The sequence below is a fragment of the Streptomyces sp. NPDC094147 genome (assembly GCF_044764265.1).
Taxonomy (GTDB): domain Bacteria; phylum Actinomycetota; class Actinomycetes; order Streptomycetales; family Streptomycetaceae; genus Streptomyces.
In genome coordinates this window covers 8744-31725 of sequence record NZ_JBIWHT010000025.1, presented here as the reverse complement: position 1 = coordinate 31725, position 22982 = coordinate 8744, and the positions used below count along the sequence as shown (strand labels likewise).

Below are 22982 nucleotides of genomic sequence, written 5' to 3'. Positions count from 1 at the left end.
AGTCAGCGTCCCGTCCGAGGTGCGGGGCCGATCCATGTTCGTCCGAGGTCTCCTGTCTGGTGTTCGTCACAAATAGTGGGTCGCGGCGCCGTCGCCGATCTCCACGAGCAGCAGGCTCCACGCGGCGGCCGGGCTGGCGCTGAGCAGCACCGCGCGCTGTCCGTCGCCGAGGCCGCCGCGTTCGAGCTCCGTGTGGAGGTTCAGCAGGACGTCGTTCGGGCCGAGGTGCCCGTACTGCCGGAGGTTGTCGAAGCAGCTCGTACTGATCTTGATGTCGAGTGCCTCCTCGGTGAACCGGAACGCGCCGGCGGACAGGTTGTGGCTGAGGTAACAGGAAATGTCCTGCTGTTCCAGGCCGTTGCGTTCGAGGAGGCGCCGGTGCAGCGCGCGCAGGCGGTTGCGGGTTTCCACGGCGAGGCGGAAGGAGTAGTCGGGGATGGAGCGGCACTCCTCGCGCCACTGGTCGGTCGGCCGGTCCCTGAAGTCGACGTGGAAGAGGTCCCAGTAGTCGCCGTTGGTCTCCTGGAGTATGTCGAGGATCCGTACCGGTCCATGGCGGGAGATCACCGCGGCCGCACCGCCGTCGCCGCTGACGGTCACCGGATGCCGGTAGCGCAGCGGCGTCGGCGGCTTGCTGCCGTGTACGACCAGGACGTTGTCCAGGTCCCCGTCGGCGGCGAGCAGTCCGCGGGCCGCGAGCAGTGCCGGGGTGAGGGAAACGCAGCCGAGGCCGCCCACCGAGAACGTCACCGCTCCCTCCGCCCCCAGCAGGGCCTGGAGCCGGGTGGCCGAGGAGCTCATCAGCGTCTCCGGGGCTCGGGCGTCGACCAGGATCAGCGCGCCGAGCTCGGCCGCGGAGAGTCCGGCTTCCGCCAGGGCCCGCCGGGCGGCAGCGGCCGCGAGGTCGAACGCGGACAGCGAGTCGTCCGCGCGGACCTCATCGATGCCCAGCTGCGCGCAGCTCGCCCGCTCGCCCTCGCCGAGTCGGTCGAGGCCCGGCAGCTCCGCGACGGGCAGTACGCCCTCCGGCTGGTGGAAGGCCATGGCCCGGAGGGCCGTCGTCGGCGCCATTCAGTGCACCCCGTCCGCGTTCTGTGCGGCGGCGAGCTCGGTGAACGCCTCGACCAGGTGGTCGGCGAAGGCCTCCATGTCGGCGTCGGCCACCGAGCCGCGGGAGACCACACCGAGTTCGAGCACCCCGTCGATGACGTGGCTCTCGACCACGATCGGCACCTGGGCGAGCAGCGAGTCCGGCAGGACCGACAGGGCCATCGACCGCATCCGGACCGAATCGCCGCTCAGCTTGGCGAGCCCGTTGTTGGCGTTCGCCAGGTGTTCCACGATGACCGGCGGCTCCGGCAGCGTGCGCAGCCGCTCCACCTCGGGGGTCTGCGGGCTGAGATGGCGCAGGACCCCGTACCCGATGCCGTCGTTGGGGACGGACAGCGCCGCACCGGCGGCCGGCAGGATCTCGGCGACTTCGGCCCCGGCCGCGACCTTGAGGAAGGTCGGGAACAGGTGGGTGAACCAGCCGAAGGACGCGCTCCGGTCACCGTGCCACAGCGCGTTCGGCGCGGCCCCCATGCCCAGGGTGCTCAGGTAGGCGTCGGGGGTGCCGCGCCACCGGGACCAGGCCACGGCGACCGCGGCCATCGCCGCCTGCTGTCCGGAGGGGCCGCTGTCGGACAGCTGGGGCGCGGGGCTGCCTGCCACGGTACGGCGTACGAGGCTCGGCGGCGCGTCGGGCGTGCCGTTCTCGGGCACCGGCTCCATCCCGGCCCCCGCGCTCAGGATCCCCTTCCAGTAAGGGAGTTCACCGGCCACCTCGTCGGACGCGGACATCGCGCGCAGCTGTTGCGTCCACTCCCGCCAGGCGGCCCGGCGCGTGACGGCCGGGGCGTGGCCCCCGAACCCGGCGTTCAGGTCCTCGATCAGTGGCACGAACGACAGGGCGTCGTAGACGAAGTGGTGGATGACGAAGAGGATTACGCCGGGCAGGTCGCCGCCGCGGTCGTAGAACCTGGCCCGCAGCACCGGGCCCCGGCCGAGGTCGATGTCCTCCAGGAGTTCGTCCAGGTCGGCCGCCAGATGGGCCTGGAGCTGCTCCTCGTCGAGCGGCGGCAGCACCCTGGTGTCCACGAACGGGGCGTTCTCGCGCTCGGCGCACTCGATGCGCCAGCCCAGGCTGTTGTGGCGGAACCGGTAGCGCAGCGGCTCCTGGATCTCGACCAGACGCTCGAACGCCGCGCGCACCGTGTTGGCCCGGATGCCCTGGGCCGTCTCCAGGATCATGGGCCGGATGAAGTCCCGTGCGGCGTTGCCGGACTTGGCGAGCATGGCCTGCACCAGCGGGCTCGGCGGTACCGGCTCCAGCAGGGGTGCGGCGGCGGCCGCGAGCGGTTCCGGCGCTGCGACGGGGGCCTTGGCCGCGACGGCGGCGAGCCCGCGCAGGGTCGGGTGGCTCAGCACGTCGTGCGGGGTGATGCGCAGCCCGGCCCGTTCGGCGCGCGAGGCGATGCCGACGCTCAGCAGCGAGTCGCCGCCGATCTGGAAGAAGTTGTCGCCCGGCGCCACCTTCGCGACGCCGAGCAGATCGGCCCAGATCTCGCCGAGGACGCGTTCGGCGTCCCGCCCGGCTTCGTCGACAACAGCGCCTGACGTCACGGCCGTCGTCACCGCCGTCAACTCGCTCATGGTGTCGCGCTCGGACATCTCGGTCTCCTTCATCCTGTTGCGGTCGAGCTTTCCGTTGCTCGTCTTGGGCAGATCGTCATGGCGCAGCACGCGGCCGGGGACCATGTAAGCGGGGAGTTCACGGGCCACCCACGCGGTCAACTCGGCCTCGTCCGGGAGCTGTTCGCCGGCGACGTGGGCCACCAGGAGCGGGGCGCCGGAGGGCTGCTGCTCGGCGACAACGAGCGCCTCCCGTACCTGCGGATGCCGCATGAGGGTCTGCTCGATCTCGGCGGGCTCCACCCGGTGGCCGCGCACTTCGAGCTGGTCGTCGGCGCGCCCCTGGAATTCGAGGGTGCCGTCGCGGCGGACCAGTGCCAGGTCGCCGGTGCGGTACATGCGGGCACCGGGCTCGTCCGAGAACGGGTCGGCGACGAACCGGGTCGCGGTCAGGCCCGGCCTGCCGTGGTAGCCGCGGCCGACGTTGACCCCTCCGAGGTAGACCTCGCCCCGCTCGCCTCGCGCCACCGGCCGGCCCTGCCGGTCCAGCAGGTACACCTGGGCGTTCGGGAGCGGTCGCCCGATGTCGGGGAGCAGGTCGGAGCCCGACCCGGCCTCGGACACCCGGCCCGCGGTGGCGCAGACCACGCACTCCGTCGGTCCGTAGACGTTGATCAGCGCGAACGGCGCCTCCCTGGGCGGCCGCACCCGGAGCAGATCGCCGCCCGTGAGCAGCGACCGCAGGACGAGGCCGGGCACGTCGGGGAAGTCGGAGAGCACCAGCTCGGCGAGTGGTGTCGGCATGCCCGCCACGGTGATCCGGTGCGCGGCCAGCTCTCCGAGGAGCTTCTGCGGAGTCTGCAGGGTGTCCTGTACGAAGCACAGAGTCGCGCCGTAGTAGAGGGCCGACATGACTTCGAGCACGGCCAGGTCGAAACCGGGGGCGGCGAGTTGCGCGATGCGGTCCTCGGTGCCGAGCCCCGTCTCCTCGCCCCACCAGTGCAGCAGGTTGATCAGGCTGCGGTGCTCGATCTCGCAGCCGAGCGGGTGCCCGGTCGAGCCCGATGTGTGCGAGACGTACGCCATGTTGGCCGCGCCGGCCCGTTGCGGCAGGGTGGCGTCGGCGCCCGCGTCCTGGCCGGCGTCGCCATCGGCGTCCGCGTCGGCGATGCGGACGACGGGGCCCGCGCCGCCGTCGGCCACCGCGCCCGCGCCCGCCCCGATGAGCGTCACGGGGACGGTGAGCCCGGCGAGGATGCTCCGGACCCGCTGCTCCGGCACGGCCGGGTCGATCGTCGCGAAGGCGCCGCCCGCCTTGTGGACGGCGAGCCAGCCGACCACCAGGTCGGCGCCGCGCCCCGCGAGCACCGGGACGACGCTGTCCGGTCCGACACCGTGCTCGACGAGCCTTCGCGCCACCCGGCTCGACCTCCGGTCGATCTCCCGGTACGTGTGCTCGCCCGCGCCGTCGACGACGGCGATCGCGTCCGGGCGCTGGGCGGCGTGCTCCTGGAAGACCTCGCTCACCAGACGGTCGTCGGGCCAGTCCCGCCGCGGGCCGGCCAGCACCGCCGGCTCGCCGTCGACGACGACCGGCTCACCGCGGCCCTGGACAAGTTCCTCAAGGGGCCGGTCGGGTTCGCTCATCGCGGCGGCGGCGACGGTCTGGAAGAGATCGACCAAGTGGCGCGCGGTGGCGGGCTCGAACAGGTCGACCGCGTACTCCAGGTAGCCGTCCATCGGGCCGCCGTCCTGGTCGTACAGGCCGAAGGTGAGGTCGAACTTGGAGGTGCCCGGGGCGACTCCGGAGATCCCGGAGAGCTCTTCCCCGACGCTCTCGGTCGTCAGGCCCGCCAGGTCGAGAGAGGCGGTGGCGGTGTTCTGGTGGGTGTAGCAGACCGTGAACACCGGGTGCCGCGAGGGGTCGCGGTGGTCCGTGTCGGCGACGATCTTCGCGAACGGGATCTCCTCGTGGTCGAGCACCCCGGTGGCGGTAGTCGCGCAGCGGGCCACCAGCTCGCGGAAGCTCAGCCCCGGGTCGACCTTCGTACGGAACGGCAGCAGGTTGTTGAAGTAGCCGATCAGGTCGTGTGTGGAGGGGTTGAACCGGCCCGTGGTCGCGGCACCCACCACGACGTCTTGGTGGCCGGCCCACAGGTGCAGGACCGCGTCGATCACGGCGAGCATGGTGACGAAGCTCGTGGTGCTCTCGCGCACGCTGAAGGCGCGCAGCTGCCGGGCGAGTTCCGGGTCGAGCCCGAATTTCACGGAGTCGCCCCGGAAGGACTGCGCGGCCGGGCGCGGGCGGTCGATCGGCATCTCGGGGATGTCCAGGTCGCGCAGCTGCTCGCGCCAGAACTCCAGGCCGCGCTCCGTGCGCTCGGCGTCCAGCCACTGGCGCTGCCAGGCCGCGAAGTCCGCGTACTGGATGGGCAGTTCGGGCAGATCGGCGGTGCCTCCGGTGCGGCGGGCCGTGTAGCAGGCGGAGAGCTCGCGGAAGAAGACGGCGGGTGTCCAGCCGTCGAAGGCGATGTGGTGCCAGGTGTGCAGGACCACGTGGTCCTGATCGCCGATCTTGACCACCACGGTGCGGAACAGCGGGCCCCGACCGAGGTCGAAGGGGGCCGTCGCCTCCGCGGTCATCACCCGCGACAGCTCCGCGACGCGCTCCGTGTCCGGCAGCGCCGCGAGGTCGCGGAAGGCCAGCTGCGGCTCGGGCAGGTCGGCGAGCGCGTAGGGCCTGCCGTCCTCGTCCAGGATGCGGGTGCGCAGGACCTCGTGCCGGCCCAGCACGTCACGCAGCGCGCCCCGGTACGCGTCGAGGTCGAAGTCGCCGACGTAGCGCAGGTTGACGGGGATGTTGTAGAGGGGGGTTCCCGGTTTCAGCCGGTCCAGGTACCACAGCTGTTCCTGGTTGAACGAGAGCGGCAGCCGGCCCGGTCGCGGTATCGGGGTGATCGTCCAGTCGTCCCGGTCGGTACCGGCCGCGCGCAGGACGTCGACCCGCGTGGCCAGTTCGCGCAGTGTGGGGTGCTGGTGCAGGTCGGAGAAGGTGAGGTGGACGCCGAAGTCCTCCTGGGCCCGCCGCAGCACCGTGATGCCCGCGATGGACGTGCCGCCGAGATCGAAGTAGTTGGAGTCCGGTCCGACCCCCTGGGCCTTGAGGACGCTCGTCCAGATTTCGGCCAACCTACCTTCCGTGTCGCCCTGTTCGGCTCGGTGCGATGCCGTGGACTGATGGGCCGCCGCGCCGGAGGGCCGCGTCGCCGGAAGCGGGGCGCCCGGTGGCCGGCACCAGCAGGACACCTCGTCGGCGTCGAACGGGTAGGTCGGCAGCTCGATGCGGCGCACCTCGGCTCCGGCGTAGTACCGGCTCCAGTCGAGGTCCGCGCCGAGCGAGTAGAGCGTGGCGAGCGCGCCGAGCACACCTTCCTGTGAGGGCTCCGCGAAGAGACGTACGACCGGGAGCTCCGGGGCGATCCTGGAGATCTCCCTCGACAGCGTGCCGTCCGCGGCCAGCTCGACCAGGACGGCGCCCTCGTCGGCGAGGCTGCGCACCGCGCGGCGCAGCCCGGCCTCGTCGACCTGGCTGGTGATCGGGGCGTCCACCGCCTTCTGCCGGGACTGCGCGGCCGTCGCCGGGTCCTGGACGGTCCGCACCACGAGGTTGCCGATGCCGGAGCCGACCAGGCGGGACTCGGTCAGGCCGAACGAGCGCGCCAGCCGGTAGGCCGCGTGCTGCCGGGCGAGCTGCCGGGCGCCGGGGGAACTGTCGCTCGTGCCATCGGCGTCGGACAGCTCGGGGAAGGCCGCGCACAGACCGGCCCAGGTCTCCTCGCCCAGCTCGCCGTCGCCGGAGAAGAGCAGCACCACGGGCGCCGCCGCCGACGGCTCCCGCTCGCCCGTGCGGGCGGCGCGCAGCAGGTCGGCCAGCTCCTGGTTGTCGCGGGCGGTGCCGGCCCAGCGGTACGGGTGGTCGTCGCGCCCGCGGTTCAACGCGTGGGCCAGGGCGGGCAGTTGGTGATCGGTACGGTCGAGGAAGTCGGCGACGCGCTGCGCGTACGCTTCGAGCGCCCGGGGCGACTTCGCGGAGAGGGTGACCAGCTCGGCCGCCGGTTCGTCCGCAGCCGGGGCCGGGGCCACGGCGGGCGGCTCCTCCACGACGGCGTGCACGTTGGTTCCGGTCAGGCCGAAGGAGCTCAGGCCCGCCCGGCGCGTGCCGCCCTCCGTCTGCTCCCAGGCCGTGGCCTGCGCGTCGACCTGGACCGGGCCGGTGAAGTCGATCAGCGGGTTGGGTGTCACGAAGTTGGGGTTCGGGTACCTGGTGCCGTGCCGCAGCGCGGCGAGGACCTTGAGGAGGCCCGCGACTCCGGCGGCGTGGTTGAGGTGGCCGATGTTGCCCTTGATTCCGCTGATCCCGCACGGGTCGTTCCGGCCCGCCTCGGCGAAGGCCTGCCGCAGCCCCTCGGCCTCGATGACGTCGCCGAGCCGGGTGCCCGAACCATGGGCCTCGATGTAGTCGAGCGGGCCCGGACCGGCCTGCCGCCAGGCCTCGACGATCACCTCGGCCTGTCCGCGGGCGCTCGGCGCGCTCATGCTCGTGGCGCGGAATCCGTTGTGGTTGAGGGCTATTCCGCGCAGCACGCCGTGAATGTGGTCTCCGTCGGCGAGCGCGTCGGACAGCCGCTTGAGGAGGACGAGTCCGCCTCCCTCACCGCCGGTGGAGCCGTCCGCTCCCGCGTCGAAGGGTCGGCACACCCCCTCGGGCGACTCCAGGCCCGGCACGGGCGTGCGGTCGCGTTCGGGCACCATGACCGGGTAGAGGCTGATCCCGCCCGCGAGCGCCAGGTCCGCCCGACCGCTGCGCAGGTTTTCCACCGCGACCGCGACCGCGGTGAGGCTGCTGCTGCACGCGGTGTCCAGGACGAGTGTGGGACCGGTCAGGTCGAGGAGGTAGGCGACGCGGGCGGCCACCGCGGAGGGGTGCGAGCCGAGGATCTGCTGCGGGTCCTCGTCGGTGTACAGGCTCGCGTAGTGGGGTTCGGGCGCGCTGAGGAAGACCGCGGTGTTGGATCCCTTCAGGTCCCGGGGTGCGTAGCAGGCGTTCTCGATCGCCCGGTGGGCGAGCTGGGCGGCCATGCGCTGGTGCGGGTCCATCAACTCCGCCTCGTGCAGGGAGAGTCCGAAGAACCGGTGGTCGAACAGGTCGATCCGCTTGAGGTAGCCCATTTTCAGGTAGTCGACGTCCGTGGGCGCCCCGGCGTAGTGCACCCGCTCCTTGCCGGGCGCCCGTACGCTGGTCCGCCCGTCGAGCAGGTTCTGGTGCAGGGCATCCAGGTCGTCGGCGTCGGGCAGGGCCACGGCCACCCCGATGACCGCCACGGCCTCCCGGTCGGATTGGCTCGGATGCGTCATAGTTCAAACCCCATTTCGTCAGTGGTTTCACGGGCGGGTCGGTCGTCGAGGAGGCGGGCCATCGCCTCGACCGTGGTGTGCTCGAAGAGCGCGCTCAACGGCACCTCGTTCAGGTCCAGTTCGGCCAGTCGGTTGCCCAGCGCGAGGAGCGAGAGAGAAGTCCCTCCGATGTCGAAGAACTTCTCGTGCACGCCGATCTCGTCCCGGTCGAGAAGCTCCGACCAGATCGCGGCGACCGCGCGTTCGGTGGCCGTGCGCGGCCGGATCACGGCGGCCGCGGGCCGGGTCTCGGGAGTGCGGGGATTCGGCAGGGAGCGGCGGTCCACCTTGCCGTGCCGGGTGAGCGGCAGGGCGTCGAGCGGCACGAAGAGGGACGGCACCATGTACGGTGGCAGGCTGCGTTCCAGGTGCCCGCGCAGTTCCTCGGCCCCGGCCCCGGAGGCCGCCGGGCCGTCGCGGCCGTCGGCCGGGACCACGTATGCCACCAACTGCTGCCCTCCGGCGCCGCCCGGACTCTCTCGGGCGATCACCGCCGCTCGGGCCACCCCCGGGTGCGTCATCAGCGCCGCCTCCACCTCGCCGGGCTCGACCCGGAACCCCCGGATCTTGACCTGGTCGTCGGCGCGCGACTTGAACACCAGCTCACCCTCCTTCGTCCACGCCACCACGTCCCCGGTCCGGTACATGCGTTCACCGGCACCGCCGAACGGGCAGGCCACGAACCGCTGCGCGGTCAGCCCCGGCCGGTGCGCATAGCCCCGCGCCAGCCCCGGGCCGGCGAGGTACAACTCGCCCTCCACCCCGGGCGGAACGGGCCGAAGCCGGTCGTCCAGGACGTAGACGCGCGCGTTGTCCAGCGGCCGCCCCACCGGGACCGCGGCGCCGACCCGGTCGGCGGCCGTGATCCGGTGACAGGTGGCGAACACTGTTGCCTCCGTCGGCCCGTACGCATTGACCACCGTGATGCCGGGGCAGGCCCGAAGGACCCGGGCCACCGCCTCCGGAGGCACCGGTTCGCCTCCGGTCAGCACCTCTCGCACGCCGGCGAAGCTCTCCGGGCGCTCGTCGGCGATCACGGCAAACAGTCCTGCGGACATGCACAGCGCGGTCACCTGCTGCTCTGCCATGACCGTGGCGAGCGCGTCGACATCCAGCCTTCCCGGCGGCGCCACCACGACCCGGCCGCCGTTCAGGAGCGGCACCCACATCTCGTAGCCCGAGATGTCGAACGTCGGCGCCGAGTGCATCAGGACCCGCTCCTGGGCGCCACCGGCCCAGCCGCGGTCCGCGGCAAGGTCCACCACGGCGCGGTGACTCACCCCGGCGCCCTTGGGTGTCCCTGTCGAACCCGAGGTGTAGATGACGTACGCCAACCGGTCCGGCCTCCCGGCATCGGGCAGGTTCTCGCCCGACCCGGCGGATATGGCGGCGGCTGTGCCCGGGTCGTCGACGAGCATCCGGGGGCAGGCGCCCTCGGGCACGTCCGAGGCCACCGCCGTGGTGGTCACGAGCAGCGCCGGGCGCGCGTCACGGAGCATGAACTCCAGGCGCTCCGCCGGGTGGTCGTGGGCCAGTGGAACGTACGCGCCGCCGGCCTTCAGGACGGCGAGGACCGCCACCACGTACGCCGACGACCGGGGCACGGCCACGGCCACGGCCGATTCCGGGCCGACCCCGCGCCGCACCAGTTCGCGGGCGAGCCGGTTGGCGCGCGCGTTCAGTTCCCGGTAGGTCAGCGACTCCTCGCCGCTCACCACCGCGATCGCGTCCGGCAGAACCGCCGCCCGCTGCTCGAAGAGTGCGGCGACCGTCACCTCGGGCGTGGGCACTGCCGTGTCGTTGACCTCATGGAGCAGCAGGTCCCGCTCGGCGTGTGTCAGGGCGCCGATGGTGTCGAGCCGTGCGTGCGGATCGGCCGTCAATTCCCTGACGAGGCCGACGAATCGGTCCGCGATGGCCTCTGCCGTGCTCCGGTCGAAGAGGTCGGTGGCGTACTCGACGAGTCCCGAGAGACCCGGCTGCGAGGTGTCTTCGACCTGGACGAGCAGGTCGAACTTCGCGGTCCCGGTCACGATCGGCTCGGGGGTGGCCGTCAGGCCCGGCAGTTCGAGGCCGCCCGTGCCCTGCTGCCAGGAGAACGCCACCTGGAACAGCGGGTGGTAGGCGGTGGAGCGTTCGGGGTTGAGCGACTCGACGAGCCGCTCGAAGGGCACGTCCTGACGGTCGTACGCGGTCACGGCCTTGTCCCGCACCTGCCGCACGAGCGACTCGAACGACGGGTTCCCCGACACGTTCGTCCGCAGCACCCACGTATTGACGAAGAACCCCACCAGGTCCCCCAGGGCTTCATCCGTGCGCCCGGCGATGGACGACCCCATGGTCACATCGTCACCGCCGCCCATGAGGTGCAGCAGCACCGCCAGCGCCGACTGCAGCACCATCGGCACCGTGGCGCCGTGAACTCTCGCCACCTCCTCGACCGCTTCGCGGACGTCCTGGTCCAAGGTGAAGTCGACCGTGTCGCCCCGATGGCTCGGCACCGGCGGCCGCGGCCGGTCCACCGGAAGACTCAACGGCTGCGGAACGTCCGCCAACTCCTGGTCCCAGTACGCCAGTTGTGACGCCAGCAGGCTTTCGGGATCTCCTTCGTCTCCCAGCAGCCTCCGCTGCCACAGCGCATAGTCCGCGTACTGCACCGGAAGTTCGGTCTCCCACCGCGGTGCATCGCCCCGCCGGCGTGCCGCGTACGCCGTGCCCAGGTCCCGGACCAGCGGAGCCATCGACTCACCGTCCGCCGCGATGTGATGCATCAAGAGCACCAGCACGTGCTCGTCGGCCGCGCACCGAAGCACACAGGCGCGCACCGGTATCTCCGCCGACAGGTCGAACCGGCGGGCCACCTCTTGGGAGACGGCGGCGGTCACCTCATCAGGTGCCACCTCCCGCACCGGCACCTCCAGCACGACGTCGCCGCCCGGCACCACCACCTGCGCGCCGACACCCCGGCCGTCCGCCACGAACAACGTCCGCAGACTCTCGTGCCGCACCACCACATCCCGCAGGGCCGACGCCAACGCCCCCGTATCCAGCCCACCGCTCAGACGCACCACGAACGGAAGGTGATACGTCGCCAGCGGCTCCAGCTCGTCGAGGAACTTCAGCCTGCTCTGCGCGTACGACAGCGGCACCCGCTCCGGCCGCGCTTCGGCGCGCCGCAGCACCGGACGCGACGACCGTGCTTCCGTCGGCAAGGACTCCGCGAGGCGCGCCACCGTCGACGAGTCGAACACCACCCGGACCGGAAGTTCCACCCCCAGCACCGCACGCACCCGGTTCACCAACCGCGTGACCAGCAGCGAGTGCCCGCCCAGATCGAAGAAGTCGTCGTCGATGCCGACCTTCTCCACTCCCAGGACCTCCCCGAACAGCTCGCACAGGACCTGCTCCCGCCCCGCCCGCGGGGCCCGGTAGGGGATGCTGCTGGTCAGCTCGGGGGCCGGTAGGGCCTCGCGGTCGAGCTTGCCGTTGGGGGCGAGCGGGAGCCGGTCGAGGGCGACGAAGGCGGTGGGAACCATGTACTCCGGCAGCCGCTCGGCGAGGAAGGCACGCAGCTCCGCAGGGGCCGGGTCGGTGCCGGTCTCGGCGGGCACCACGTAGGCGGCCAACCGGCGTGAGCCGTGGGCGTCATGGGCCAGTACCACGGCCTTGGCGACACCTGGGTGGGCCGTCAGGGCCGCCTCGATCTCGCCGGGCTCGATACGGAAGCCGCGGTTCTTCAGCTGGGAGTCGCCGCGGCCGACGTACTCCAGCTGCCCCTGATCATTCCAGCGCGCCAGGTCACCGGTGCGGTACATGCGCGCGCCCCGCTGGTGAGCGAACGGGTCGGCCACGAACCGCTCGGCCGTCAGCCCCGGACGCCCGTGGTAACCGCGGCTGACATTGCCCGCGACGTACAACTCGCCGACGACGCCGACCGGAACCGGCTGGAGGCCCGGACCGAGGACATAGGCGCGCATGTTGCCGAGCGGCGAGCCGATCGGCGCACTGCCCGCGGGCTCGTCACCGGGTTCGAGTGTGTGGGCGGTGGCGTAGAACGACTCCGTCTGGCCGTACGCGTTGACGACGCGGATGCCGGGAATGCTGTCGCGCACCCGCCGCACCAGGGACGTGGGCAGCGCCTCGCCGGCGAACACGACCGTGTCCGCGGCGAGACGGCCGCCGGCCTGGTCGAGCACCTCGGCGAAGACCGAGGGCACGGTGGATACGACGCCGCCGCTCCAGCCGCCGCGTTCGCCGATGGCGAGCACGTCGCGGGCGACCTCCACGGTGCCGCCGTGAGCGAGGGTGGTGACGGTCTCGAACACGGAGACGTCGAAGTTGATCGACGTGCCCGCCAGCGTGCGGGTGCCCTCCGTGATGCCGGTGCGCTCGGCGAGCCGGAGCACGCCGTTGACGACGTTGGCGTGGGTGACCGCGACGCCCTTGGGGACGCCGGCCGAGCCGGAGGTGTACATCACGTACGCCGCGTTGTCGCACCGCAGAGCGACCTCGGGCCGCCGGTCGTCGCCGTCCGTCCACCTCAGGACGTCGAGCAGCAGGTGCGGAACGCCCGACCTCGGCAGCCTGTCGAGGGTCTCGGCTTCGGTGAGCAGAAGCACCGGGCGGGCATCGGCCAGGATGTGCGCCAGGCGCGCGCTCGGGTAGCGCGGGTCGATCGGCAGGTAGGCGCCGCCCGCCTTGAGGACGGCGAGCAGTGCGACCACCAGGTCCGCCGATCGCGGCAGCGACAGACCCACGACGGTCTCCGGGCCGACTCCCCGGGCGATCAGTTCGCGGGCGAGCCGGTTGCTGCGCGCGTCCAGCTCCCGGTAGGTCAAGGTGACATCACCGTGCTCGACGGCGACCGCCTGCGGGGTGCGCTCCACCTGCTGCTCGATGAGGCCGGGGATCGTCACGTCGGGGGTGTGAGCCGCGGTGTCGTTGAAGCCGTGCAGCACCAGCTCCCGCTCGTCCGCCTCAAGGACGGCCACCTGTCCCGCCAACTGGTGGGGATTCACGGCGAGTTGTGCGAGTACCCGCTGGAGCCGGTCCGCGATCCGCTGGACCGTCGCACGGTCGAGTACGTTCGGCTGGTGCTGCAGCGTCAGCCGTAGCTGGGGGTCCACTGCGGCGTTCACGGTCAGCGCGTAGTGCGTGGTGGACAGCGGGCGCAGACCGGTGACCGTGATGCCCGCGGCGTCGTGTGCCTCGCTGAGGCCGAGCCGGTCCACGGGGTAGGAGTCGAACGCCACAAGGGTGTCGAACAGGACGCTCGTCCCGGTGGCCCGGTGCATGCCGGTCAAGCCGTAGTGGTGGTGGTCGAGGAGTGCGGCCTGGCGGTGCTGCAGTTCGGTGAGGAGCCGGGCGAAGGGGGCGTCGGGGGCGCATCGCACCCGTACCGGAAGGGTGTTGGCGAAGAGACCGACCATCGTGTCCACCTCGGGCAGCGTGGCCGGGCGACCGGACACCGTGGCCCCGAACACCACGTCCTGCCTTCCGGTGAGGCCGGCGAGCAGCACCGCCCAGGCACCCTGCACCAAGGTGTTGAGGGTGACGCCGAGCTCGGCGGCCCGCCGGGACAGCTCCCGGGCCGTGTCCGCGGGCAGCGGCACCTCGACCTGGCCGTAGCGGGCGTCCTCCGCATCGGGCTGCTCGGGTGCGGCACTGCCGGGGGCCACCAGCAGGGTCGGCCCGTCCACTCCGTCGAGTTCCTCGGCCCAGGCGCGAGCGGTCGCTTCCTGGTCCTGCTGGGTCAGCCAGCGCAGGAAGTCCCGGTATTCGGGGGCCCGCGGCAGCGCGGAGGCGTCCCCGGCGGAGCCGTAGAGCCGCAGCAGGTCCTGGATGATCAGCGGGAACGACCAGCCGTCGAACAGGAGGTGATGCGCCGTGAGGACGAGTTCGCAACGGTCCGCGTCCAGGCTCACCAGGCCCATCCGCAGCAGCGGCGGCACGGCCGGGTCGAAGCGGTTCTTCAAGTCCTCCGCCAAGAACCGCTCGACGGCCGCACCGCGCCCGGCCTCGTCCAGATCTCGCGCGTCGATGTGCCGCCACGGCAGCTCCACGTCCTGGGCCACCAGCTGCACCGGATCCCCGGTCGCGCCGGGCACGAAGGCCGCCCGCAAGTTGGCGTACCGGTCGAGGAGGGCCTGTCCGGCCGTGCGCATCCGCCGCGGGTCCACCGGCCCGCGCAGATGGAACACCAACTGCATGTGGTAGGCGTCGAACGACGCGTCGGCGAGCAGTGCGTGGAACACCAGGCCGGACTGGAGGGGCGTCAGCGGCCACACCTCCGCGAGGCCCCGGTGGCCGCGTTCCCACTGCTCGATCTCGCCCTGTGCCACGGACACCAGCGGCACGTCCGACGGTGTGAGCCCGCCCGCGCCGGGCGCGGCGGCGTGCCGGGCCAGACCTTCCAGGGCCGCGCGCCACTGCTCCGCCAGTTCCTGCGCCTCCTCGCGCGCCAGCGCACCGGTGGGGAAGGAGAACACCGCCTCCAGGACCGGCCCCTGCGCGGTGTCGGTGGCCTGCGCTTCGATGTGCAGCGCGGCCGGTGCGGGCAGGTCGGCGTCGGGTACGGCGGGTTCGACGGTGTCGGTGGCCTGGTGGAAGCCGAGACCGCGCAGGTCCTGCGGCATGTCGGCCGCGGAGAAGCGGCCGAGGTAGTTGAGTTCGACCTGCGGTGCGGGGTACTGGCGCAGCTCGGCCGCGGCCCGCGGGTTCAGGTGGCGCAGCAGTCCGAAGCCGATGCCGTGGTCCGGGACCGCCAGGAGCTGCTCCTTGACGGACTTGACCAGCCGTCCGGCGGCCGGTCCGCCGGACAGCACCTCGTCGAGGTCGCACCCGGCGGTGTCGAGGCGCACCGGGAACAGGCTGGTGAACCAGCCGACCGTACGCGACAGGTCCGCCCCGGGCACCACATTCTCCTCGCGGCCGTGCCCCTCCACGCCGATCAGTACGGACGGCGCGTCGGTTCCGCGGGCCGCGCGGCGGCGGGCGACGGCCACCACGAGGGCCGCGAGCAGGCCGTCCTGGACGCCGCAGCGGAACGCCGCGGGCAGCGTGGTCAGGAGGGCTTCGGTGACCGGTGCCGCGAGTCGCACCCGTACGGTGTCCACGGTGGGCATGCGGTCCACCGCGGGGTCGAGCCGCCGGGAGCCGATGACCGGGTCCGGTCCGTCGAGGACCGACTTCCACAGCGGCAGCTCGGCGGCCCTGTGCTCGGCGGCCGCCTCCGTTTCGAGCGCGTGCATCCAGCGCCGCATCGAGGTCGCCACCCGCGGAAGGGCCGGGGGCCGGCCCGCGCGGACCCGAGCCCATGCGGCGGCGAGGTCCGGCAGCAGGATGCGCCACGACACCCCGTCCACCACCAGGTGGTGCAGGACCAGCAGGAGGCGGCCGGTGCCGCCGCCCTCCGTCGGGTCGAACCACACGGCCTGGACCATCACCCCGGCGTCCGGGTCCAACCGCCCGGTCGCAGCGTCCAGTTCGGCCGCCGCGGCCTGCCGCCACCGGGCGTCCCAGCGGCCGTCGCACGTGACGCGGTGGATCAGCGCCGCCGCGTCCACCGAGCCCGGCGGGCCGACCAGCAGGCCCCCGTCGTCGGTGTGCACCAGCCGCGACCGCAGTACGTCGTGATGGTCGAGGACCGCGCTCAAGGTGGCGGTCAGCCCTGTTGCGTCGATGCCGTGCGGCAGTTCCACCAGGGCCGACATGGCGAACCCGGCCCAAGTGCCGCCGAGTTCGCGCAGTTGCCGGTCGATCGCCGGCAGCGGCATCCGGCCCACTCCGCCGCCGTCGAACTCTTCGAGCACCGCGCCCGCGGCGGGCTGCCGGCGGGCCGAGGCGAGCCGGGCGAGAGCAGCCACCGTGCGGGCCTCGAAGATCTGCCGCGGGCTGACCTCCACCCCGCGGGCCCGAGCCCGGGACACCACCTGGATCGAGCGGATGCTGTCCCCGCCCACGGTGAAGAAGTCGTCGTCGACTCCGACGCGGTCCACACCGAGCACCTCGGCGTAGACGGCGGCCAGGATCTCTTCCGTCTCAGACTGCGGCGCCCGGTAACGGTCGGCGCCGAACTCGGGCTCGGGCAGGGCCGCCCGGTCCAGTTTCCCGTTGGGCGTGAGCGGCAGCCGGTCCAGGACCACGAACACGGCCGGGACCATGAACTCCGGCAGACGGTCCGCCGCGAACCGGCGCACCTCGCCCACCGACACACCGGCGGCGAGGTCGATGTCGTCGGCGTCTGTGCCGGCGTTCCGCACGGGAACCAGGTACCCGACAAGCTGCCGCCCGGCCCCCCTGCCCTCGCGGACGGCCACCGCGGCCTGTGCCACACCGGGGTGAGCGGTCAGCGCGGCCTCGACTTCGCCGGGTTCGATGCGGAGCCCGCGGATCTTCAGCTGTGCGTCGGCCCGGCCCGCGTACTCCAGCTGTCCCGCGCCGGTCCAGCGGGCCAGATCGCCGGTGCGGTACATCCGTGCCCCGGCAGGCCCGAAGGGGTCCGCCACGAATCGTTCGGCGGTGAGCCCGGACCGCCCGTGATAGCCCCGGCCCACCGCACCCGCGACATACAACTCACCGACCACGCCCGGCGCGACCGGGGCGAGGCCCGGCCCCAGCACATAGGTGCGCATGTTCCCCAAAGGCCTGCCGATCGGCGCGCTGCCCGTGCCACCGCACGCGTCCGTGAGCACGGCCGCGGTCGCGTAGAAGCTCTCGCTCTGCCCGTAGGTGTTGACCACCCGCACGCCGGGCAGCGCGGCCCGCACCCGCGTCACGAGTGCGGCGGGCAGCGCCTCGCCCGCGAAGACCAGGGTGTCCACCTCGATGCGGTCGACGATCCCGTCGAGGAGCTCCCCGAAGACGGACGGCACGGTACTGATCACGGCACCGGTCCAGCTGTCCCGCTCGGCGAGCTCCAGGACGTCCCGGACCACCTCGACCGAGCCGCCGGCCGTCAGCGCGGTGACGATCTCGAACACCGAGACGTCGAAGGCGACCGACGTCCCGGCGAGGATCCGCGACCCGGCCGTGACACCGGTGGGATGCGCGAGGCGCAGTACCCCGTTCACGACGCCGTGATGGGTGATCGCGACACCCTTCGGGGTCCCGGTGGACCCGGAGGTGTACATCACGTAGGCGAGGTTCTGCGGCGACAGCGCGGCCGTCCGTTCGTCGTCCCGCAGGTCAGTGCCGTCGCCACTCGCGAGGTCCAGCTCGTCCAGGAGCAGCCGGACTGCCCGGCCCTCGTCCTGCGGCAGGACGCCCTGTGTCGCGGAGTCGGTGAGGATGCATTGCGGGCGGGCGTCGGACAGGACGAAGCCGAGGCGGCGGCTGGGATAGCGCGGATCGATGGGCAGATGGCCCGCGCCGGACTTCAGGATGCCGAGCAGCCCGACAACCAGGTCGGCCGAGCGCGGCAGTGCGAGCCCCACCAACTGCTCCGGCCCCGCGCCGTGTCGCAGGAGTTCCCGTGCGAGCCGGTTCGCGCGGGCGTTCAACTCCGCGTACGTCCACGTCACTTCACCGCATACGACGGCGACCGCGTCCGGCGTGGCCCGTGCCTGTCGCTCGAAGAGCCCGGGAACCGTCAGGTCCGGTGTGGCCGCGACTGTGTCGTTGAGGTCGTACAGCAGCCGCTGCCGCTCCGCCGCTTCCAGCACCTCCAACGCTCCGACCCGCGTCCCGGGGTCGGCCGCCAGCTGCCGCACCACCTGTACGAAGCGTGCCGCGAGGGCCTCCACCGTGCCCCGGTCGAACAGGTCGGTGGCGTACTCGACCTCGCCCGAGACGCCCTGCCCGGGTGCGTCGACCATGCTGAACAGCAGGTCGAACTTCGCGGTCTCGGTCGGGACGGGGACGAACCGGGCCTTGAGACCGGTCGGTTCAAGGTCCTCGTGGGCCATGGCCTGCCAGGCGAACATCACCTGGAACAGCGGGTGGTAGGCGGTGGAGCGTTCGGGGTTGAGCGACTCGACGAGCCGCTCGAAGGGCACGTCCTGATGGTCGTACGCGGTCACGGCCTTGTCCCGCACCTGCCGCACGAGCGACTCGAACGACGGGTTCCCCGACACGTTCGCCCGCAGCACCCACGTGTTGACGAAGAAGCCCACCAGATCGGCGAGCCCCTCGTCGGTCCGCCCCGCGATGGGTGCGCCCATCGTCACGTCGTCACCGCCGCCCATGAGGTGCAGCAGCACCGCCAGTGCCGACTGCAGCACCATCGGCACGGTGGCCCCCTGCGCCCGTGCCACGTCCTCGACCGCGGCCAGGAGTCCGGGCTCGATGACGAAGTCGACCGTGTCGCCCCGATGGCTCGGCACCGGCGGCCGCGGCCGGTCCACCGGAAGACTCAACGGCTGCGGAACGTCCGCCAACTCCTCGCGCCAGTAGGCAAGTTGCTCCGCCAGCACACTGCCGGCATCCGTCTCGTCCCCCAGCAACTCCTGCTGCCACAACGTGTAGTCCGCGTACTGGACCGGCAGGCCGTCCCACTCGGGTGCTTCCCCGCGCAGGCGTGCCGCGTAGGCCGCGCCCAGGTCCCGGGCCAGCGGGGCCATCGACTCGCCGTCCGCCGCGATGTGATGCATCAAGAGCACCAGTACGTGCTCGTCGGCCGCGCACCGAAGCACACACGCCCGCACCGGTATCTCCGCCGCGAGATCGAACCGGTACCCGACTTCCTCCGCCACCGCGGCGGTCACCGCATCCGGTGCCACCTCCCGCACCGGCACCTCCAGCACGACGTCGCCGCCCGGCACCACCAGCTGCGCGCCAACGCCCCGGCCGTCCGCCACGAACAACGTCCGCAGACTCTCGTGCCGCACCACCACATCCCGCAGGGCCGACGCCAACGCACCCGTATCCAGCTCACCGCGAAGGGGCAGCACGTACGACAGGTTGTAGGTGGCCGAAGGGCCCTCGTACCGGTGCAGGAACCACAGGCGGCTCTGCGCGTACGACAGCGGCACCCGCTCCGGCCGCACTTCGGCGCGCCGCAGCACCGGACGCGACGACCGTGCTTCCGTCGGCAAGGACTCCGCGAGCCGCGCCACCGTCGACGAGTCGAACACCATCCGGGCGGGAGCCTCCACCCCCAGCACCGCACGCATCCGGTTCGTCAAGCGGGTGACCAGCAGCGAGTGCCCGCCCAGATCGAAGAAGTCGTCGTCGATGCCGACCTTCTCCACGCCGAGCACCTCCGTGAACAGCTCGCACAGGGTCTGCTCCCGCCCGGTCCGCGGGGCCCGCCCGTCGGCGCCGCCCGCGTAGTCGGGAGCGGGCAGCGCGCGCCGGTCCAGCTTCCCGTTCGGGTCCAGCGGCACCTCGGCAAGCGGCACCACCGCCGACGGCACCATGTACTCCGGCAGCCGCTCGGCCACGAAGGCGCGCAGCTCGGCGGAGGTCGGCCCGGTGCGGTCCTCGGCGGGCACCACGTATCCCACCAGACGCCGGTCGCCGTCGTGCTCGGCGCAGACGACGACCGCCTGCGCCACTGCGGGGTGCGAGCGCAACACGGCCTGGACTTCGCCGAGTTCGATGCGGAATCCGCGGATCTTGACCTGATTGTCCGCGCGCCCGTGGAAGACCAGCTGGCCGTCGGGCGTCCAGGTGACCACGTCGCCGGTGCGGTACATCCGGCGGCCGGGTTCACCGAAGGGGCAGGCGAGGAAACGTCCGGCGGTCAGGCCCGGCCGGCCGAGGTAGCCGCGCGCGAGCGACGCGCCCGCCACGTACATCTCGCCGGGCACCCCGGCCGGCACCGGCCGCAGCGCGTCATCCAGCACGTACATCTGGGTGTTGGCGATCGGGCGGCCGATGGGCGGGGTGCGGCCGTCGGCGATCAGCGGATCGCTGAACGTCACGATCGCCGTGGTCTCGGTCGGTCCGTAGGCGTTGACCATGTCCCGGCCTTCGGACCACCCGGTCACGAGTTCCGGTGTGGCCGCGTCGCCGCCCACCGCCAGGGAGGTCACGCCCGGCAGCGAGCCGGGCGGCAGCGCCCCGAGGACCGCGGGCGGCAGGAAGACATGGGTCACCCGCTGGGCCGCGATCGTGTCGATGAGCGGCCGGCCGGGGGCCAGTCGGTCCTGGGGGGCGAGGATCAGCGTGGCGTCCGTGAACAGCGCCATGCACACCTCGTACACCGAGACGTCGAAGCTCGGCGAGGCGAACTGCAGCACGCGGCTCGTGGCGGTCAGGCCGAGCCGCGCCCGCTGGGTTTCCACCAGGTCGGCCAGTCCGAAGTGGGTGACGGCCACCCCCTTCGGCCGCCCGGTCGAACCCGAGGTGTAGATCACGTACGCCGCGTTCGCGACGGACAGGGGGCCCGCCCGGTCGGCGTCGGTCAGCGGCGCGGCGTCGAGCCGCGACACCGCGGCACAGACCTCAGGATCGTCCAACTGCACGACAGCGGTTGCGAGTTGTGGCAGCTGACCGGAGGTCGCGGTGTCCGCCAGGACCATCAGGGCGGCGGAGTCCTCCAGCATGTAGGCGATCCGGTCGGCGGGATACGCCGAGTCCACCGGCAGATAGGTGCCCCCGGCCTTCATCACGGCGAGCAGCGCCACCACGAGGTCGGGCGAGCGCGGCAGCGACACCGCCACCACCGTCTCCGTGCCCACCCCGCGCCGGATCAGCTCGCGCGCCAGCCGGTTCGCCCGCGCGTCCAGCTCCCGGTACGTCAGCGACTCGTCGCCGCACACGAGCGTCACCGCGTCCGGCGTCGCGGCGGCCCGCTGCTCGAAGAGCGCGGGGACGGTACCCGCCTCGACCGGTACGGCGGTGTCGTTGTGCCCATTGAGCAGCTCGTCCCGCTCGACGGGCCCGAGCAGATCGATACGGGCGAGCGGCAGGTCCGGATCGGCGGCCAGCTGCTGAAGGACGCGCGCGAACCGTTCGGCGAGCGCCTCGGCGCCCTCGCGGTCGAGGAGCGGACGCTGGTACTGCAGAGCCACCCGCAGCCGCGGTTCGGCGGTGACGGTCACCGTCAGCGGATAGTGGGTGCCGGCGAACGGGCTGACACCGGTGACCTCGATGCCCGCGCCGTCGTCGGCCAGGTGATCCACCGTGTACGTCTCGGATGTCACCAGGGTGTCGAACAGGAGGTTCGTGCCGGTGGCCCGGTGGATGTCGGTGAGGCCGCAGTAGTGGCCGGTGAGCGCCTCCTGCCGCTGCTGCATCCCGCGCAGCAGATCCGCCACGGTGTCCGTGGGCGCGAGCCGCGCCCGTACCGGAAGCGTGTTGACGAAGAGCCCCGCCATCGCGTCCGCGCCCGGCACCGCATCCGGACGCCCGGGTACGGTCGCACCGAACACCACGTCCTTCTGCCCGGTCAGCCCGCCCAGCAGCAGCGCCCAGGCTCCCTGCACCAGGGTGTCCACGGTGACGCCCAACTCGGCGGCCCGCTTGGGGAGTTCACCTGCCGATTCCCCGGTCAGGGCCACCTCGGCCTCGGCGACCTCTCCGGCCTGCGGCTCCGCCCCGTCGGAACCGGACCGCAAGACTGGAGCCAGCAGGGTCGGCTCGTCCACTCCCGCCAATTCCTCGGCCCACACCTGGGCCGCGGCGTCCCGGTCCTGCCCGGACAGCCACAGCAGGAAGTCCCGGTACTCGGGGACCCGCGGCAGCGCGGAGGCGTCCCCGTGGGCCTCGTACAGCCGCAGCAGGTCCCGCGTCAGCAGCGGCAGCGACCAGCCGTCGAACAGCAGATGATGGGCCGTCAGGACCAGTTCGAAGCGCTCGGACCCGGTCCTCACCAGAGCCATCCGGAGCAACGGCGGCGTTGCCACGTCGAAGCGGTTCCTCAAGTCCTCGGCCAGGAAGGCCGCTACCGCCGCTCCGGCCTCAGCCTCTCCCGCCAGATCCACCTCGCGCCACGGGAGCTCCACACCGCCCACCACCACCTGCACCGGCTGCCCGTGGGCGTCCGCCACAAACGCCGTGCGCGCATTCGCGTGCCGGTCCAGCAGCGCCTGGCCCGCAGCCCTCATCCGTGTACCGTCGACCGGTCCACGCAGGTGGAAGACGAACTGCATCTGATAGGCGTCCCGCAACGAGTGGTCCAACAGCGCGTGGAACGTCAGCCCCTCCTGGAGCGCCGTCAGCGGCCACACCTCCACGAGCCCCGGATACCGCCGCTCCCACTCCTCCAGCTCGCGCCGTCCCACCGGCACCAACGACACCGCCACCGCACCGACCCGCAGACCGGGGTCGGCCACCACCTGTCGTACGACCCGCACGAACTGGTCCGCGACCGACTCAGCCGCCTCCTGGCCGAACCGGCCGTCCGCGTACTGGAGCGTGCCGACGATGCCCTGTCCGCGGCGTTCGGCGAGGGGGCGGGACAGACCGGAAGCCGGGCTCTGCGGGTCGTCGTCCACGCTCGCGGCCTGATCCCGGATCCGGCGAACCAACACGGTGAATGACGGATCTCCATCGAGCAGATCCATGGGCAGCGCCGAGGCATCGGCAAGGAGGGACGGCGTCCCCGCTGCGCCCTCGCCAGGAAGCCCTGACCACCCCGCAACCGGCAGTCCCATCGCCAGGCCGTCGGCCCCGCCGAGCCGCTGCACCAGCACCGCGAACGCCGCCCGCAGAACCATGGGCGCCGTCCCCCCGAGCCGGCCGGCCAACTCCTCGACCGAGCTCAGGAGTTCGTCGTCGAGGCGGAATGCCACCGCTCCGTCGGCACTCGGGGAGATTTCCGGCTCGCCCGAACCGGTGTACAGAAAGGTGGCCATGGAAAACCGCACTCCCATCGGATTGGGGGTAGAACGCGATACGCCCCTGCAAATCGAGGACTGCCGGGACAGGTGACGTGAACCCCAACCACCATGACGGACGACCCGGCCAAC

3 protein-coding genes are annotated in these 22982 nt (G+C 72.3%); all 3 read right to left on the bottom strand.

What is annotated here, in order from left to right; translation table 11 throughout:
• Positions 1 to 66: 66 nt before the first annotated feature.
• From ACIQ8J_RS27975 to ACIQ8J_RS27965, 3 genes are read right to left on the bottom strand one after another with little or no spacing between them, the layout of a single operon-like run.
• Positions 67 to 1071 carry a 3-oxoacyl-[acyl-carrier-protein] synthase III C-terminal domain-containing protein gene (locus ACIQ8J_RS27975; protein WP_403277634.1) on the bottom strand — a complete coding sequence of 335 codons (1005 nt, stop codon included), beginning with the start codon at positions 1069 to 1071 and terminating at the stop codon, positions 67 to 69.
• Entirely contained in the window at positions 1072 to 8088 is a 7017-nt protein-coding gene (locus ACIQ8J_RS27970; RefSeq protein WP_403277633.1) for an amino acid adenylation domain-containing protein, read from the bottom strand.
• Positions 8085 to 22868 carry an amino acid adenylation domain-containing protein gene (locus ACIQ8J_RS27965; RefSeq protein ID WP_403277632.1) on the bottom strand — a complete coding sequence of 4928 codons (14784 nt, stop codon included), beginning with the start codon at positions 22866 to 22868 and terminating at the stop codon, positions 8085 to 8087. Before ACIQ8J_RS27965 ends, ACIQ8J_RS27970 begins: the two co-directional genes overlap by 4 nt.
• Between the last annotated feature and the right edge of the window lie 114 nt (positions 22869 to 22982).

Coding starts and splice junctions, on each gene's coding strand:
- ACIQ8J_RS27975 (WP_403277634.1), bottom strand. CDS start 1,071: ATGGCGCCGACGACGGCCCTCCGGGCCATGGCCTTCCACCAGCCGGAG.
- ACIQ8J_RS27970 (WP_403277633.1), bottom strand. CDS start 8,088: ATGACGCATCCGAGCCAATCCGACCGGGAGGCCGTGGCGGTCATCGGG.
- ACIQ8J_RS27965 (WP_403277632.1), bottom strand. CDS start 22,868: ATGGCCACCTTTCTGTACACCGGTTCGGGCGAGCCGGAAATCTCCCCG.